Raw genomic sequence first — 15,695 nt, forward strand, 5'->3', positions numbered from 1 at the left:
CCATGGAATTCGCCTTCGACACCCGTACCGAGGAACTGCGGTCGCGGCTGACCGCGTTCCTCGACGAGCACGTCTACCCCGCCGAGCCGGTCTTCGCCGAGCAGCGCGCCGAGGCCACGGGGGACGACCGGTGGACCGCGCCGCCCGTGGTGGAGGACCTCAAGGCCGAGGCCAGGCGGCAGGGCCTGTGGAATCTCTTCCTGCCCGGCGAGCACGGCGCGGGACTGACCAATCTCCAGTACGCGCCGCTCGCCGAACTCACCGGCCGCAGCCCCCACTTGGCCCCGCCCGCCCTCAACTGCGCCGCTCCCGACACCGGCAACATGGAAGTCCTCAGCGAATTCGGCACCCCCGCCCAGCGCAAGGAGTGGCTGGAGCCGCTGCTCGCCGGGGAGATCAGGTCCGCCTTCGCGATGACCGAGCCGGACGTCGCCTCCTCCGACGCCACCAACATCGAGACGCGGATCGTACGGGACGGCGACTCGTACGTGATCAACGGCCGCAAGTGGTACATCTCCGGGGCGATGAACCCCAAGTGCGCGGTCTTCATCGTCATGGGCAAGACCGACCCGGACGCCGAACGGCACCGCCAGCAGAGCCAGATCCTCGTGCCGCGCGACACCCCCGGCATCGAAGTACGGCGCGGCATGCGGGTGTTCGGCTTCGACGACGGCGACCACGGCGGTCACGCCGAGATCGTCTTCCACGACGTGCGCGTGCCCGCCGGGAATCTGATCGGCGAGGAGGGCGGCGGCTTCGCCATCGCCCAGGCCCGGCTCGGCCCCGGCCGCATCCACCACTGCATGCGGCTGATCGGCATGGCCGAGCGCGCGCTTGAACTCATGTGCCGCCGCGCCGCCTCCCGTGTCGCCTTCGGCAAGCCGCTCGCCGCCCAGGGCGTGGTCCAGGAGTGGATCGCCGAAGCCCGCGTCGAGATCGAGCAGTTGCGGCTCCTCGTCCTCAAGACGGCCTGGCTCATGGACACCGTCGGCAACCAGGGCGCCCACACCGAGATCCAGTCCATCAAGATCGCCACCCCCGTCGCCGTCCAGCGCATCGTCGACCGCGCCATCCAGGTCCACGGCGCCGGCGGCGTCAGCCAGGACTTCCCCCTGTCCCAACTCTTCGCCGCCGCCCGTAGCCTGCGGCTCGCGGACGGACCCGACGAGGTCCACAAGCGCTCGCTCGCCCGCCGCGAGCTGAAGAAGTACCTGACCCCGTAAGGGGACCGCGCCCGCGCGGGGCGGTACGCCGGTGTCTTGAGCGGCCCACCGCGGGGGGGTACCTCCGCGGTGGGCGGCGCGCCGGTCTTTTCAGGGGCGCTGAGGGCGTTACGGCTGGACGACCAGCCGGCCGATCGTCGTGCCGTCCGCGACGCGTTGAACGGCCTCGGCGGCGCCGCCGAAAGCCACCCGCTCGCTCACGAGGGGACGGACGGCCCCGGAAGCCGCCAGCTCGCACAGCGCTTCGTGGGCCTGGCGGACCGCCACCGGATCGTGGGTGTTGTAGAGCCCCCAGTGGAGACCGAGGATGGCGTAGTTCTTAACGAGGGCGTGGCTGAGCGCGGGCGCGGGGACGGTGCCGCCGGCGAAGCCGACGACGACGATGCGCCCTTCGAAGGCGACGCACTTGGTGGACTTGGTGTAGGAGTCGCCGCCGACGGGGTCGAAGACGACGTTGGCACCGCGCCCGGCGGTGGCTTCCTTGACGACCGCGACGAAGTCCTCCGCGTGCCGGTCCACGACGATGTCGGCGCCGAGCTCACGGGCGGCCTCGGCCTTGTCGGGGCCGCCGACGACACCGATGACGGTGGCGCCCGCGGCCTTGCCGAGCTGGACGGCGGCGCTGCCGACACCGCCCGCGGCGGCGTGCACGAGCAGGGTCTCGCCGGGCCTGAGGGCGGCGCGGCGGTGCAGGGCGAACCAGCCGGTCTGGTAGCCGATGTGGAGGGCGGCGGCCTCGGCGTCGTCCAGGGCCTCGGGCGCGGGCAGCACCCCGGCGGCGGGGACGACGGCGTATTCGGCGAAGGCGCCGCGCGGCAGGGCGGCGGGCGTGATGACGCGGGCGCCGGCGTCCAGGTCCGTGACCCCTTCACCGACGGCGACGACCTCGCCGCAGAATTCCACGCCGGGCGTGAACGGCAGCGGCGGCCGGATCTGGTAGGTGCCCCGGCAGAGCATCGCGTCGGGGAAGTTGACCCCGGCGGCGCGTACCCGCAGCAGCACCTCGCCGGGACCCGGCTCGGGGGTGGGGACCTCGTCGAGGCGCATCGCCTCGCGCGGCTCGCCGTTCTCGTGCACGCGCCATGCCTTCACGTCAAAGCTCCCAGCGGGTCAGTGCCGCCGCACCGAGTGCAGCAGCAGGTCGGAGAATTCGGTGGCGACCTGCTCGGCGGAGAGCGGGCCCTCCGCGTGGTACCAGGTGCCGAGGTGGTGCACGGAGCCGAAGAAGAAGTCGACCACGAGGTCGGGCCGCAGGTCGGCGCGGAAGTGGCCGCCGCGCTGGCCCTCCTCGATCAGGGAGCGGAACTTCTCGTGGTAGCGGCGGCGCTCGGCACGTACCGCCTTCTGCTTCTCCGGGGCGAGCTGGTGGATGGAGCGGAAGAAGATCTTGGTGTCGTCCAGGTTCTGGATGCTGGTGACGACGACGTCGGCGGCGGCCTCGGCGAGCCGGTCGGGCACGGCGGTGTCGCGGGCGGCGATGGCGTCGAGACGTTCGGTCTGGAGCCGCAGCACCCGGCCGTAGATCTCGTGCAGCAGATCGTCCTTGGAGCCGAAGTAGTGGTAGAGCGCGCCCTTGGTGACTCCGGCGGCCTCCACGATCTCCTGGACGGAGGTGCGGTCGTAGCCGCGCTCGGCGAAGAGCCGGGTGGCCTCGGCGAGCAGCCGCTCGGGTACCGCGGCGGTGCCGCCCTCGCCGGAGCCGCCGCTGCCGCCGCCCGTCGCATTGCGTGCCATGGCCTGACCTCTTTCCGTACCCACGTATCCCCGTACCGACCTGCCGGTGAACCGATGTGGCGCCGTACCGACAAAGCGACGCGCGTTCCGGCCGGTAGGGAACCCTATCCGGCCCGGACCTTGAGTTCGCGCCGGAGGATCTTCCCGGTGGCCGTCTTGGGGAGGTCGCCGAGCACCTCGACCTCGCGCGGGTATTTGAAGGCGGCGAGCCGGTCCTTGCAGTAGGCGACGATCTCCTCGGGCCCCGCGGTGGCGCCGGGCCGCAGGCTGACGTACGCCTTGACGCTCTCGCCGCGGTAGGCGTCGGGGACGCCGACGACGGCCGCCTCGCGGACCGCGGGGTGGGTGTAGAGGACGTCCTCGACCTCGCGCGGCCAGACCTTGAAGCCGGACGCGTTGATCATGTCCTTCTTGCGGTCGACGACGTAGAGCCAGCCGTCCTCGTCCATGAAGCCGATGTCGCCGGTCAGCAGCTCGCCGCCGGGCAGGGCCGCCGCGGACTCCTCCGGCCGGTTCCAGTAGCCCGGTACGACCATCGGTCCGGTGACGGCGATCTCGCCGGATTCGCCGAAGGGCACCTCGGCGCCCGTGTCGTCCAGGATTCGGACCATCGTGCCGGGTCCCGGAACGCCGACGGCGAGGGTGCCGGACGCGGGGTCGACGGGGGCCTCGGTGCCGGGCGGAACGCTGGCGCAGGGGGCCGTGCACTCGGTGAGGCCGTAGCCGTTGGCGAGGTAGAGGCCGCCGGAGCGGGCGCGGAAGCCCTCCACCACGGCGGGCGGCAGCGGCGCGCCGCCCGAGGAGATCAGCCGGAAGGACGCGAAGTCCGCGGCGTCGGCGTCGGGCCTGGCCAGCAGCGCCATGAAGGCGGTGGACGGGCCGACGGTGTACGTCGGGCGGTGCTCGCGGAAGGCGTCGAGCACCACGCCCGGCTCGAAGCGGTACGCGAGGACGACGGTGTGGCCGCCCGCCAGCCCCGCCGACAGCTGGCAGACCATGCCGGTGATGTGGAAGAGCGGCGCGAGCGCGAAGATGACGGCGTCGTCGGCGAAGCCCTGGACGCGTACCTGCCGGTGGGCGTTGAAGGAGATGTTGCCGTGTGTGTTGAGCGCCCCCTTGGGCTTGCCGCTGGTGCCCGAGGTGTAGCTGATCAGCGCGATGTCGCGGGCGGCGGGCAGGGGGACGTCGGGGCGCGGTCCGGCCGCGGCGCGGGCGGCGGTGAGCACGTCGTCCGCGCCCTCACCGGCCTGCGCGGGCGGCCGTTCCCCGGTCAGTACGCGGCTGTCGTCGCGCGTCTGGAGGTCGAATTCGCTGGCGGTCAGCGCGATACGGACCGGCGAGTCCACGACGGTGGCGCGGACGTATCCCTGCCAGGCGCGCTCCGAGCAGAGGATCGCGGCGGCCCCGGCGTCGGTCAGGATGTGCGCCAACTCGCCCTGCTTGTACATGGGGTTGACCGGGATGACGGTGCCGCCCGCCTTCCACGCGGCGAGCAGGCCGACGACGAACTGCGGCACATTTTGCAGCATGACCGCGAGGCGGTCGCCGGGGGCGAAGCCGCGCGCGGCCAGATGCCGGGCCAACCCGTCGGAGAGGGCGTCGAGTTCGCGGTAGCTCAGCGCGCCGTCGAAGTAGGCGAGCGCGCGGTGGTCGGGTATCCGCGCGGCGACGTCGAGGAAGGTGTGCAGGACGGACGGCGGGTGCTCGGCGTCCTCGCGCTGCTCGTCGGTGAAGTGCTTGAGCCAGGGCTGGTCGGCGTAGGTGGTCATGCCGGTTCCCCTTCCCGCGCGGGGGCGTTGGCGGATTCCGTGGTCTGCCCGGCTCTCCCTGTGTCCTCGGCTTTCCCGGTGTCGTCGGCTCTCCCGACCTTCCCCGCGCCCTCGGCTTTCACGGCGTCCTCGGCTTTCCCGGCCTTCCCCGCGCCCTCGGCCTGTCCGGCTTCCTTCGCCCGCAACTCCTCGTAGGTGCGCTGGAGTTTGTTCATGCCGCGGAGCCAGCGGTCGGGTTCCGCGGCGCGGGCCGCGTAATAACCGGCGACCTCGGGGTGCGGCAGGATCAGGAAGCGGTCGGCCGCGATGCCGTCGAGCACCGCCTGGGCGACGTCCTCGGGCTCGATGGCGTTCGGCGCGAGCACGAGGTCGCCCGCGACCCCGGTGGAGCGGAGCATCGCGGTGCGCACGCCCTGCGGGCACACCGCGTGCACGTGGACGCCGCGGTGCCGGTAGGTGAGCGAGAGCCATTCGGCGAAGGCGAGCGCGCCGTGCTTGGTGACCGAGTACGGGGCCGCGCCGATCATCGTCAGCAGTCCGGCGGCCGAGACGGTGGACACGAAGCGCCCCTGCCCGCGCTCCAGCCATTCGGGGAGCAGCGCGCGGGCGGCGCGGACGTGGCTCATGACGTTGACGTCCCAGGCCAGCTCCCAGGCGGCGTCGTCCGCCTCGGGGCCGCCGCCGGTGCCGACCCCGGCGTTGGCGCAGAAGATGTCGACGCCGCCGCCGAGCGCGGTGCGGGCGGCGGGCACGATGCCGGAGGCGTCGCCGGGGACGACGGCCGCGCCGATCTCGTCGGCGACCGCGCGGGCGGCGTCGGCGTCCAGGTCGTTCACCACGACCCGCGCGCCCTCGGCGGCGAATCTGCGGGCGAGGGCGGCTCCGATGCCGCCGCCCGCCCCGGTGACGACCACCCGGGCGCCGCGCACTGCTTCCACGACCACGATCGTGTCTCCTTCGACTCGACTCGGCTCCTTCGCATACTAAGCGGTCGGTCACACAATCCGGTAGTGCCGGGCCGGGGGGCGGGGGCGGACCCCGGACGCCGGGGCCTGGGGTCCGGCCGCGCGCCGTGTACGTAGCCGGTGCCGCCGCGTACGTAGCCGGTGCGTATTCAGCCGTCCGGGGGATGGACGACACCCGGCCCTGTCGGGATGATGCGGGCGAACCGCACCATCACGGCGTATTTCCAGGGGGGCACCATGGCCGTGACCGGCACCTCAGTGACCAGCACCTCAGTGACCAGCGTCCGGCCGTACTGGGACCTGACCTTCGACGCGGACGGCGACCCCGACCCCCGGCAGCGGGACGCGCTGCTGGAGGCGGTCGGGGACCGGACCGATGTGGTGGTCTTCTCGCACGGCTGGAACAACGACATCGCCACCGCGACCGCGCTCTACGACGGCTTCTTCGGCCCCTTCCCCGGCCTGCTGGCCGCCGCGCCGGACCTCCGCTTCGGCTACGTCGGCGTGCACTGGCCGTCGATGCGCTTCAGCGACGAGCCCATCCCCGATTTCCCGCGCACCTCCCCGACGCTCGCCGCGCCCGTGGCGGACGGCGCCGCCGCGTCGGGCGCCGCGCTCGACCCCCTGACCAGGGCCGCGCTCGGCGAGGTCTTCCCCGGCAGCGGACCGACGCTCGACCGGATCGCGGAACTGCTGGCCGAGCGGCCGGAAGCGCCCGAGCGGCTGGACGAATTCGCCGCGCTGGTCCGTACGCTCACCGGACTGCCGCCGAGTCCGGGCGCCGCCGCACAGGGTCCGGCCGCCTCAGATCCCGCCGCACAAGGCGTCGCCGCCCAGAGCCTCCTCGCCGAGGACATGGGCACCGCGCCGGGCGCCGAGCCGCTCCTCTTCACCCAGGACCCCGTCACCACCTGCCTCTCACTGGCCGACGCCCTGGCGACAGCGGGCGCCGAGGTCGCCCCGGCCCAACCCGTCTCCGGCGAGGCGGTGTTCGGCGGGCTCGGCCGGCGCGTGTGGGACGGCGCCAAGGAGTTGCTGCGGCAGGCGACGTACTACGCGATGAAGCGGCGCGCGGGGACCGTCGGGCAGCGCGGGCTCGGGCCGCTGCTCGGGGTGCTGGCGCGCCGCGCGCCCTCGGTCCGGGTCCACCTGATCGGGCACAGCTTCGGCGCGCGGCTGGTGTCCTTCGCGCTGGACGGCATGCCGTCCACCGTCCGGGTCTCGTCGGTGACCCTGCTCCAAGGGGCCCTCTCGCACTACGCGTTCAGCGGCCCGCAGCCCTTCGACGCGCGGGGCGGGGCGCTGCACGGCAGGCAACGGCGGGTCACCGGGCCCCTGGTGGCCTGCCATTCGCGGCACGACCAGGCGCTCGGCGTGTTCTACCCGCTGGCCTCGCGGCTCGCGGGTGAGGACGAGTCGCTGCTCGGCGACATCGCCCACGCGGGAGCGGATCTGCTCGGCTTCGGCGAACGCTGGGGCGCGCTGGGCCACGACGGCTTCCAAGCTCTGGACGGCGCACCGGAGTTGACCCTGGAGCGGGCCCTGGCCGGTGAGCTGCCGAGGACCGGCTGCGTCAGCGTGGACGCGTCCTCGGTGGTGTGCTCGGGCGGGCCGCCGTCCGGCGCGCACAGCGACATCTGCCACGAGGAGCTGGCCCGCCTGGTGCTGCGCGCCGCGGGCCGGGTCCCCGGCTGAGGACCCGGCCCGCGACTGTCACCGCGCACCGCTCAAGGGCTCAAGGGCTCACCCCTGAGCGGGACGTGTCACCTGTGTGACGGGAATTCCACCACCTGCTGGAAGGTGGGCCGGTTCTGCCACGCGATCCGGTCGTCCGTGACTCCGCCCAGCGGACGCTGGACGATCGAGTCGGCGCACCACTGGTCACCGGCGGAGCAGCCGCTGTCGTCGGCCGGGTAGACGGTGGCCGCCGGGACGGCCGCCGCCTGCTTCAGCGTGGACAGCAACATGTCGCGGCAGGCGGTCAGTTGGCCGCCGCCGCAGTACGTCTGGTCGAGCGCGCCCTGCACCGGCTTGCCGAGCACCTTGCGCAGATCCTTGTCGGCGTACGACCACCAGCCGTACTGGAAGGCGCTGCCCGCGTGCGAGCCGGTCGGCCCGTGTCCCGCGGACGGCGACTCGTCGATCGCGAGGTTCGCGGCCAGCGCGTTGTAGAGGTCGCTGCCGAGGCCGGGCTGGAACTCGCCCGCGATCAGCAGCGGCCACCACGCGTCCATCACCCGTACCGCGTCCGCGTTGGCGTACGTGTGCGAGCCGGGCGAGGTCTCGTGCCGCTTGGTGCCCGCCGTGCTCCACGCCTCCAACTGCTGTACGGCGGTGGCTTCCTGGGGATCGGTGACCGGTGCGCTGTGGATCACCTGGAGCAGGTCGGGCAGGACGTCCTCACCGCGCAGGTCGGTGAGCGCCGCGTCCGCCATGGCCTTGGTGAGCGCGGCGCGGGTGACGCCGCCCGCCTGGGTGAGCGCCTTCACCCGGTCCTCCAGCAGGTCGGCGCGGTGCACGGAGCCGTTGCCGAAGCCCGCCGAGGTGTACCCCTTGGCCTGCTTGTTGTTCCACGACACGTAGTAGTCCTGGTCGACGGACTGCGGATGCTGCGCGGGCGGGGTGTAGGAGGCGGTGTTGGTCACCGGGTCCCAGCCGCGCCAGTCGTAGGCGGCCTGCGCCCACACCGGGAACGACGGGTCCACGCCGTCCGCCCTGACCGGGTTGGTGCCGCTGTTGTAGTACGCGGTGTGCTGGGAGTCCGCGTAGAACCAGTTGAAGGTGTAGTTGATGTCCTGCGTCGCCCGCTGGAACGAGGCGGCGTCGTGCACGAATCCGGGGTCGTTCAGCTCCTGGAAGCCCAGGATCGAGTCGGCCTCGTGCCGGTACGAACTGCGCAGCGCCGTATAGGCGACGGCCTTGCCGCCGACGGTCGCCCGGTACTGCACCGGGCCGTACGCCGTGCGCCAGACCTGCATGCGGTACGAGCCCGCCGCCGTGGAGTCGGCGACGGTCGGCGACCAGGAGTTGGTGCGTTCCAGCTTCTCCATCGGCACGCACGCGCCGTGCAGCACATAGTGCGTGGAGTCCTGGCACAGCTCCACGGCGTAGGTGTCGGTGACGTCCTGGCTCGCGGAGGTCGCGCTCCAGGCGTAGTCCTGGCCCCGGCCGAGTTCCACGTACATGCCCAGGCCCGCGAAGGACGCGCCGCGCGCGCTGATGCCGGGGCCCTGCAACTCCTGGAGCATCAGCAACTGTGGCGCGAAATAGCCGGTTTGCGGACCGAAGACGGCGACCGGGTGGCCGCTGGCGGTGTGCGCGCCGCTGACCACGAGAGCGTTGGACATTCCCTTCTTCGTGGCGTCGCCGGAGAAGAGGTTGCTCGGCAGCACTCCGGGGCTCTTGGTGGTGGCCTGCTTGGCGCCGCCGGTCGCGTCGTAGACCAGCGGTTCCGGTACGACCGAGCCGGCGTCGGGCAGCGCCTGGCCCTTGGCCTGCGCGGGCTTGCCGGCGTACGGGAAGCTGCTGCCGTCGTGCACGGTGGGCGTGGCCTCGGGATCGTCCCGCTCGCGGAAGGACTCCCAGACCTTGGTGCCCTCGGCGACCCCGTACTTCTGCTGCGCCGCCAGCAGCGACAGCGCGGACTCCACCTCTCCGCCGCCGCCGGTGCCGAACAGCGCGCCGATCACCGAGGCGAGCGCGATCATGTCGGTGAGCTGGAACGGGTCGATCGTGCCCGCGTTGGTGATCGCGTCCATGTGCCCGGTGAGGACGTACTCGCCGGGGAAGTAACGGCCGTTCTTGGACTGCGTGATGTAGGCGTTGATGCCGTCGACGTACGCCTGCGCGTCGGCGAGCGCCTGCTGGCCGCGGGCGCCGCCGCTGTTCGCCAGCCGGGTGACCTGGTCCTGGAGGTCGGCCTCGGTGTACGGGGCCTGCCGCCAGAACTCCTGCTCCAGGCCGCGGTTGGCCGCCGCGCCGCCCGCGAACGACGACAGTTCGCCGCGTCCGACGTGCCGGAAGAGGTCCATCAGCCACAGCCGGTCCTGCGCCGCCGCGTATCCGGCGCCGTACTCCGTGCCCTGCCTGGTCGTGCCCTTGATGTGGGGGACGCCCGTCGCCTTGTCACGGGTGATCGTCACGTCCGAGCGCGGGCTGATCACCGAGGCGACCTGGCCCGAAGGGACGCCGAAGGACGAGCTGTTGAAGAAGTTGCTGATGGTCGCGTCGGTCAGCCCTGGGTATCCGTCGGCGAGCGACGAATACGGTCCGAGCTGGTCAGAGGTGTGCGCGGGGCGTGTCCCGAGCACCTTGTTCGCCAGAATGTCCGCGAGCGTGGCGTTGCCGTTCTCGCCCGGCGGCAGAATGTCAGAGCACTGTCCCGCGCAGTAGTCGCCCGAGTTGTCCGCGGCCTGCGCCGCCAGCGGCAACGGAGCCACCAAGGTGGCCCCGAGCGCCAGCAGCGCCGCGGCTGTCGCCGTTCTCCACTTGCCGATCCTGCCCAGCTTGCCGATCCGTCGTGGGGTCCGCAGCGGCATGTCTGCTCCTTCCGGATACCAGTCCCCGGACGTTACCGCCGGTACCTCCTTCCCGGAAGATGAACATGCGTCAGCTTTTCACTTCCCCCACATCCCGCCGCCCCCGACTCCCGCAGCCGCGGGGGCGCGTTGGGGTGAGCGGGCGCGGGTTGGGTCAGCGGGCGCGCGTCGCGGTCAGCGGGGGCACGCCGGGAGCAGCGGCGCGCGTCGCGGTCAGCGGGGGCGCAGGACGAAGACGCCCCAGCCGAAGTAGCGCTTGCCGTAGGTGAGATGGCCGCGCCGCTGGTGGTCGAGGAATTCGCGCATGGCCGGTACGTCGGGGTGGTCGGCGGGGGTGCGGCGGAGCCATTCGGAGATCGCGAACCACTGGGGCGCGTAGTAGCGGTCCCAGTTGTCGCCGTCGGCCAGCACCATTTCGACCAGGTCGACGCCCGCCGCCTCGAAGCGGTCCAGGGTGCCGCTGAGCGACACGAAGTCGTCCGGCTCGGTGCCGAGGGCCTCGTACGCCTCCTCCGGAGGTGTCTCGTGCCAGTACGGCTCGCCGATCAGCATGAGTCCGCCGGGGCGCAGGGCGGGCCGCAGCAGCTCGATCGTGCCCGCGAGGCCGTCCCCGATCCAGGTGGCGCCGAGGCACGAGGCGATGTCGAAGGCGGCGGGCTCCGGCTGGTATTTCCCGGCGTCGCCGCGCTCGAAGGTCACGCTCTCCGACACGCCGAATTCCGCGGCCCGCTCGCGCGCCGCCGTCAGGAAGACCTCGCTGAGGTCGACGCCGACACCGCCCGTGCCGTACCGCTTCGCCCAGCCGGCCAGCATCTCGCCCTTCCCGCAGGCGAGGTCGAGGTGCCGCTGCCCCTCCTTCAACCGGCAGATCTCACCGAGCAGCCGCAGCTTCTCCTGGCTGAGGGGGTTGAGGATGCGGTTGTCCGCCTCGGCGATCTCGTGGTGGCGCAGGCTCATGTGGCTCCTTGGCGATGCTGGTCGTTCACAGGCGGGCTCGGGCGTTCGCGATGGTCCCCGATCGGGATGGCGGGTGCCACTCGTTTTGGCCCGTCGGCTCGGCTCCATAGTGGCCGACGGCGGGGCGACGGCCGTCACCGGTCGGCAGGCGCCACCGGCCGACGGGCGTCACCGGTCGGCGGCGTCACCGGCCGACGGGCGTCACCGCCACGGGGCCGTGGTCATCAGGCGTGACGGGTCCCGGGCGGTGACCGGGTCCGCCGAGGGGCTGGTCGGTACCCGCCGGTAATGCGAGGATCGCGGCGCACGACGCGTGGCGCACGGCGGTACGAGCGGCGGAAGGCGGGAGCGGGCATGGCCCAGTTGCACGATCTGACGGCGGTGGAGCAGGCGGCTGCGGTACGTGAGGGGGCGGTGTCGCCGGTCGAGTTGACCGAGCACTATCTGGAGCGGATCGACCGGCTCGACGCGACGCTCGGCGCGTTCATCACCGTGACGCCGGAGGTCGCCCGCAAGCAGGCGGCGGAGGCCGAGGCGTGGGCGCTGGCCGCGCGGCGCGAGGGCGCGGCCGACGAACTGCCCGTGCTGCACGGCGTCCCGGTGCCGGTCAAGGACCTGAATCTGGTGGCGGGTGTGCGCTGCACCTTCGGTTCCGCGGCCTTCGCGGAGCACGTACCCGACGCCGAGGACCATGTGGCGGCCCGGCTGCGCAAGGCGGGCACGATCCTGCTCGGCAAGACCAACACCCCCGAGTTCGGGCTGCCCTGCTACACCGAGAACCGGCTGGCGCCGCCCGCCCGCACGCCCTGGGACCTGGAGCGGTCGGCGGGCGGTTCGAGCGGTGGCGCCGGGGCGGCGGTGGCGGGCGGCCTCGCGCCGGTCGCGCAGGGCAGCGACGGCGGCGGCTCGATCCGTATCCCGTCCTCGGTTTGCGGGCTGTTCGGCATAAAACCGAGCCGCGGCCGGGTGAGCGGCGGTCCCGTCCTGCACGACGTGAGCGGGCTCAGTACGTCGGGCCCGATCGCCCGTACCGTCGCCGACGCGGCGGCGCTGCTCGACATCCTCGCGGGCCCCGAGCCCGGCGCCCCGTACGGGGCGCCCGCGCTGCCGCCCGGCGAGACCTTCCTCTCCCACGCCCGCCGCGAGCCGGGGCCGCTGCGCGTGGTGGCGCTCGCCGATCCGCCGGTGCCCGGCGTCGCGCTGCACCCCGACTGCCGGGCCGCGCTCGACGGCGCGGCGGGGCTGCTGCGCGAACTGGGCCACGACGTGGACGAGATGGCGCTGCCGGTGGACGACTCGGTGCGGCAGGCGTTCAACGCGGTCTGGTCGGTGATGGCCGCGGCCCGGCCGGTCGCGCCGGGCGACGAGCACTTGCTGATGCCGCTGACCCGGCATCTGCGGGCGGCGGGCGGCAAGGTGTCGGGGCTGGACTTCGCGGGCGCCCTCTACGTCTTCCGCATACTCGGCCAGCTCATTGCGGACGCGCTCCTGACGTCGTACGACGTGATCCTGACGCCGACGCTCGCGCAGCCGCCCGCCCTGGTCGGGGGCATGCGCGACGACGCGGACCCGACGGCCGAATTCGACGCGATGGCCGCCTTCACGCCCTTCACCCCGCTGTACAACGCGACGGGCCAGCCCGCGGTCAGCGTCCCGCTGCACTGGACGGACGCGGGGCTGCCGATCGGCGTGATGCTGGGCGGGCGGTACGGCGACGAGGCGACGCTGGTGTCGCTGTCGGCGCAGTTGGAACGGGCCAGGCCGTGGGCGGGGCGGCGGCCGGAGCTCTGGTAACGGCGCGGGAGCCGGGGGTACGGGATCGGCGGCCGGGCGGCGCGAGGGGCGGCCGACCGCGCGGCGGCGATTGACACCCGGCGGCCCCCGAACCATGCTGAGAGTCGCTGAGCAAGCGCTTAGAAACCCCGTAGCGTGCCGTACCGGACCGCCCCTGGAGGCCACCCCATGTCGCAGCCCCGCATCTTCGCTTCGCCGGACGAACTGCGCGCCGCCGTCGGCGAACAGCTCGGCTGGACCGAGTGGCAGGAGATCGACCAGAAGCGGATCGACCTGTTCGCCGAGGCCACCGGGGACCACCAGTGGATCCACGTCGACGCGGAGAAGGCGGCGCTCGGCCCGTTCGGCACGACCATCGCGCACGGCTATCTGACGCTCTCCCTGATCCCGTCCCTCACCCCGCAGCTCCTGCTGGTCGAGGGCGTGAAGATGGGCGTCAACTACGGCGTGAACAAGGTGCGTTTCCCCGCTCCCGTACCGGTCGGCTCCCGGCTCCGCGCGACCGCCGAGGTCGCGGAGGTCACCGAGGTGGGCGGCGGCATCCAGCTCGTGACGAAGGTGACGATCGAGCGCGAGGGCGGCGACAAGCCGGTGTGCGTGGCGGAGACGGTGGCCCGCTTCTATCTGTAGCTCTGCGGACGCGTTCGGACGGCTGTCCGTGGACGCGTTCGCGCGGGTAGCGCCCTCAGGCCGTGGGCCGCACCATGCGCAGCACGAGGTCGGCGTAGAGCGCGCCGACCTCGTCCGGGGTCCTGCGGCCTTCGGGGTTGAACCAGCGGGCCACGTCGATGCAGAGCGACAGCACGGCGAGCGTGGTCCCGGAGACCTCGGGGACGTCGAATTCGCCCGCCGTCACGCCGTCCTTGATGATCGTGCGGATCGCGTCCTCGCTCTGCCGCCGCAGCGCCACGATCTCCGCGTGGTGCTCGGGGGCGAGCGCGCCCAGCTCGTACTGCACGACCCGCCCGGTCGTGTGGTGCTCGGCGTGCCAGCGGACGAAGGCGCGTACGGCGCTCTCCAGCCGTTCGGCCGCGCTGCCGTCGCCGTCCCTGGCTTCGGAGAGCATGGCGAGCGAGCGCAGGTGGCCGACCTTGCTGATCTGGTAGAGCAGTTCCTCTTTGGTCTTGTAGTGGATGTAGAGCGCGGCGGGGCTCATGCCCGCGCGCCCGGCGATGTCGCGGGTGGTCGTGGCGTGGTAGCCGCGCTCGGCGAACGCCTGTACCGCCGCGATCACCAGCCGCCTCGCGGCGTCGGGGCTGATGTCCCCCCACGCCTCGCCGGTTGTCGCCTCGACGCTCATCGCACGCTCCTCACCGCCGGTCACAGCCGCCACCCTATCGCGGGGCTGAGCAAGCGCTTAGATACTAAGCGGTCGCTCGTCACTTGTCGTGACCAGGGCAGGGGGGACGTCGAGACAGGACGTCGAAGCGGTACGGGGGCGCGGTGCGTGGAAGCGGTACGGGTGCCGTACGGGGAGTGCGGTACGGGGACGCGGTGCGTGGAAGCGGTACGGGTGTCCGGGGAGTGCGGTACGGGTGCGTACGGGTGCGCGGCCTGCGGTCAGAACGCCGATACGCCGGTCAGCGCCCGTCCGATCAGCAGCTTGTGTATCTGGCTGGTGCCTTCGTACAGCGTCATGACCCGCGCGTCCCGCAGCAGCTTGCCCGCCGGGTACTCGTCGATGTAGCCGTAGCCGCCGAAGACCTGGAGGGCGTTGTTGGCACAGCGCACGGCGGCCTCGCTCGCGTAGAGCTTGGCGACCGAGGACTCGGTGGCGAAGGGCAGCCCGCGGTCGATCAGGTCGGCGACCCGCCAGGTGAGCAGCCGGGCCGCGTCCACGTCCACCGCGATGTCGGCGAGCAGCTCCTGGACGAGCTGGCGCCCGGCGATCGGCGCGCCGAACTGCTCGCGCTCCCCCGCGTACGCCACCGCCGCGTCCAGGCACGCCTGGGCGATGCCGACGCAGCCCGCCGCGACCGACATCCGGCCCTTGGCCAGCGCGGACATCGCCACGGAGAAGCCCTTGCCCTCGGGCGCGAGCATCGCGGAGGCCGGGACGCGGACGCCGTCGAGGACCAGCTCGGCCGTCGCCTGCCCGCGCAGCCCGAGCTTGCCGTGGATCTCGCGGCGGGTCAGGCCCGCCGTGTCGGTCGGCACCAGGAAGGCGCTGACGCCCTTGTGCCCCTCGTCGGCGCGGCCGGTGCGGGCGAAGAGCAGGACGACATCGGCCCAGGTGCCGTTGGTGATGAACATCTTGCTGCCGGTGATCACGTACGAGTCGCCGTCCCGTACCGCGCGGGTGGTGAGATTCGCGGCGTCCGAACCGGTGCCCGGCTCGGTCAGCCCGAAGCAGCCCACCGCGTCGCCCGCGGTGAGCCGGGGCAGCCACGCGCGCTTGTGCTCCTCGCTCCCCCAGCGCGCGATCGACTTGGCGACCAGCCCGAGCGAGACCGAGACGATGCCGCGCACGGAGGAGTCGCCGCGGCCCAGCTCCTCGGTCACCAGGCAGTAGGCGAGGTGGTCGCCGCCGGAGCCGCCGTACTCCTCGTCGACGGTGAGTCCCAGGAAACCGAGCGCGCCGAGCTTCTTCACGATGGCGCGGTCCACGCTCTCGGCGCGGTCCCACGCCACCGCGTTCGGCGTGATCTCGCGCTCGGTGAAGTCCCTGGCCAGCTCCTTGACGGCGGCCTGCTCCTCGGTCAGCTCAAGGTTCAC

At 72.6% G+C, this 15,695-nt stretch carries 11 protein-coding genes and 1 pseudogene; 4 read left to right on the top strand and 8 right to left on the bottom strand.

What is annotated here, in order from left to right; translation table 11 throughout:
• Nucleotides 1-2: 2 nt before the first annotated feature.
• A complete protein-coding gene (locus ACFZAM_RS22215) occupies nucleotides 3-1,223 on the top strand; it encodes an acyl-CoA dehydrogenase family protein (RefSeq protein WP_391048496.1) in 1,221 nt (406 codons plus the stop codon).
• A gap of 108 nt (nucleotides 1,224-1,331) precedes the next feature.
• On the opposite strand, the gene ACFZAM_RS22220 is transcribed toward ACFZAM_RS22215, so the two are convergent.
• The 4 genes and pseudogenes from ACFZAM_RS22220 to ACFZAM_RS22235 form a co-directional block, all read right to left on the bottom strand.
• Nucleotides 1,332-2,315: a zinc-binding dehydrogenase gene (locus ACFZAM_RS22220; protein ID WP_391048497.1), complete on the bottom strand. Its 984-nt coding sequence runs from the start codon at nucleotides 2,313-2,315 to the stop codon at nucleotides 1,332-1,334.
• 18 nt (nucleotides 2,316-2,333) lie between these two features.
• A complete protein-coding gene (locus ACFZAM_RS22225; protein ID WP_355333369.1) occupies nucleotides 2,334-2,957 on the bottom strand; it encodes a TetR/AcrR family transcriptional regulator in 624 nt (207 codons plus the stop codon).
• Between the two features lie 104 nt (nucleotides 2,958-3,061).
• Nucleotides 3,062-4,726, bottom strand: coding sequence for an AMP-binding protein (locus tag ACFZAM_RS22230; protein ID WP_391048501.1), 1,665 nt, complete (start codon nucleotides 4,724-4,726; stop codon nucleotides 3,062-3,064).
• Between the two features lie 176 nt (nucleotides 4,727-4,902).
• Nucleotides 4,903-5,664, bottom strand: a pseudogene (locus tag ACFZAM_RS22235) (SDR family oxidoreductase); the annotation flags it as partial.
• Between the two features lie 264 nt (nucleotides 5,665-5,928).
• On the opposite strand from ACFZAM_RS22235, the gene ACFZAM_RS22240 reads away from it, so the two are divergent.
• On the top strand, nucleotides 5,929-7,386 hold the full coding sequence (locus ACFZAM_RS22240; protein ID WP_391048503.1) for a serine-threonine protein kinase: 1,458 nt from the start codon (nucleotides 5,929-5,931) through the stop codon (nucleotides 7,384-7,386).
• Between the two features lie 68 nt (nucleotides 7,387-7,454).
• Here ACFZAM_RS22240 and ACFZAM_RS22245 read toward each other — a convergent pair whose 3' ends face one another.
• Entirely contained in the window at nucleotides 7,455-10,229 is a 2,775-nt protein-coding gene (locus ACFZAM_RS22245; RefSeq protein ID WP_391048505.1) for a penicillin acylase family protein, read from the bottom strand.
• 213 nt (nucleotides 10,230-10,442) lie between these two features.
• Nucleotides 10,443-11,186 carry a class I SAM-dependent methyltransferase gene (locus tag ACFZAM_RS22250; RefSeq protein ID WP_355333380.1) on the bottom strand — a complete coding sequence of 248 codons (744 nt, stop codon included), beginning with the start codon at nucleotides 11,184-11,186 and terminating at the stop codon, nucleotides 10,443-10,445.
• A 354-nt stretch (nucleotides 11,187-11,540) separates the two neighbouring features.
• Here ACFZAM_RS22250 and ACFZAM_RS22255 point away from each other — a divergent pair, with 354 nt between their 5' ends.
• Together ACFZAM_RS22255 and ACFZAM_RS22260 are read left to right on the top strand one after the other, a co-directional pair.
• The gene (locus ACFZAM_RS22255) at nucleotides 11,541-12,980 is read left to right on the top strand and encodes an amidase family protein (protein WP_391048508.1); all 1,440 of its coding nucleotides are present in this window, start codon (nucleotides 11,541-11,543) and stop codon (nucleotides 12,978-12,980) included.
• A 168-nt stretch (nucleotides 12,981-13,148) separates the two neighbouring features.
• On the top strand, nucleotides 13,149-13,610 hold the full coding sequence (locus tag ACFZAM_RS22260) for a MaoC/PaaZ C-terminal domain-containing protein (RefSeq protein WP_391048511.1): 462 nt from the start codon (nucleotides 13,149-13,151) through the stop codon (nucleotides 13,608-13,610).
• 55 nt (nucleotides 13,611-13,665) lie between these two features.
• Here the strand turns inward: ACFZAM_RS22260 and ACFZAM_RS22265 are convergent, their stop codons facing one another.
• Together ACFZAM_RS22265 and ACFZAM_RS22270 are read right to left on the bottom strand one after the other, a co-directional pair.
• Nucleotides 13,666-14,280: a TetR family transcriptional regulator gene (locus ACFZAM_RS22265; protein WP_391048514.1), complete on the bottom strand. Its 615-nt coding sequence runs from the start codon at nucleotides 14,278-14,280 to the stop codon at nucleotides 13,666-13,668.
• A gap of 260 nt (nucleotides 14,281-14,540) precedes the next feature.
• Entirely contained in the window at nucleotides 14,541-15,695 is a 1,155-nt protein-coding gene (locus ACFZAM_RS22270) for an acyl-CoA dehydrogenase family protein (protein WP_391048517.1), read from the bottom strand.

This window comes from Streptomyces sp. NPDC008079, from assembly GCF_042957385.1.
Lineage (GTDB): Bacteria > Actinomycetota > Actinomycetes > Streptomycetales > Streptomycetaceae > Actinacidiphila.

Bases quoted from the DNA above. Each gene is read 5' to 3' on its own strand.
- ACFZAM_RS22215 (WP_391048496.1), top strand. From the start codon at position 3: ATGGAATTCGCCTTCGACACCCGTACCGAGGAACTGCGGTCGCGGCTG.
- ACFZAM_RS22225 (WP_355333369.1), bottom strand. From the start codon at position 2,957: ATGGCACGCAATGCGACGGGCGGCGGCAGCGGCGGCTCCGGCGAGGGC.
- ACFZAM_RS22230 (WP_391048501.1), bottom strand. From the start codon at position 4,726: ATGACCACCTACGCCGACCAGCCCTGGCTCAAGCACTTCACCGACGAG.
- ACFZAM_RS22240 (WP_391048503.1), top strand. From the start codon at position 5,929: ATGGCCGTGACCGGCACCTCAGTGACCAGCACCTCAGTGACCAGCGTC.
- ACFZAM_RS22245 (WP_391048505.1), bottom strand. From the start codon at position 10,229: ATGCCGCTGCGGACCCCACGACGGATCGGCAAGCTGGGCAGGATCGGC.
- ACFZAM_RS22250 (WP_355333380.1), bottom strand. From the start codon at position 11,186: ATGAGCCTGCGCCACCACGAGATCGCCGAGGCGGACAACCGCATCCTC.
- ACFZAM_RS22255 (WP_391048508.1), top strand. From the start codon at position 11,541: ATGGCCCAGTTGCACGATCTGACGGCGGTGGAGCAGGCGGCTGCGGTA.
- ACFZAM_RS22260 (WP_391048511.1), top strand. From the start codon at position 13,149: ATGTCGCAGCCCCGCATCTTCGCTTCGCCGGACGAACTGCGCGCCGCC.
- ACFZAM_RS22265 (WP_391048514.1), bottom strand. From the start codon at position 14,280: ATGAGCGTCGAGGCGACAACCGGCGAGGCGTGGGGGGACATCAGCCCC.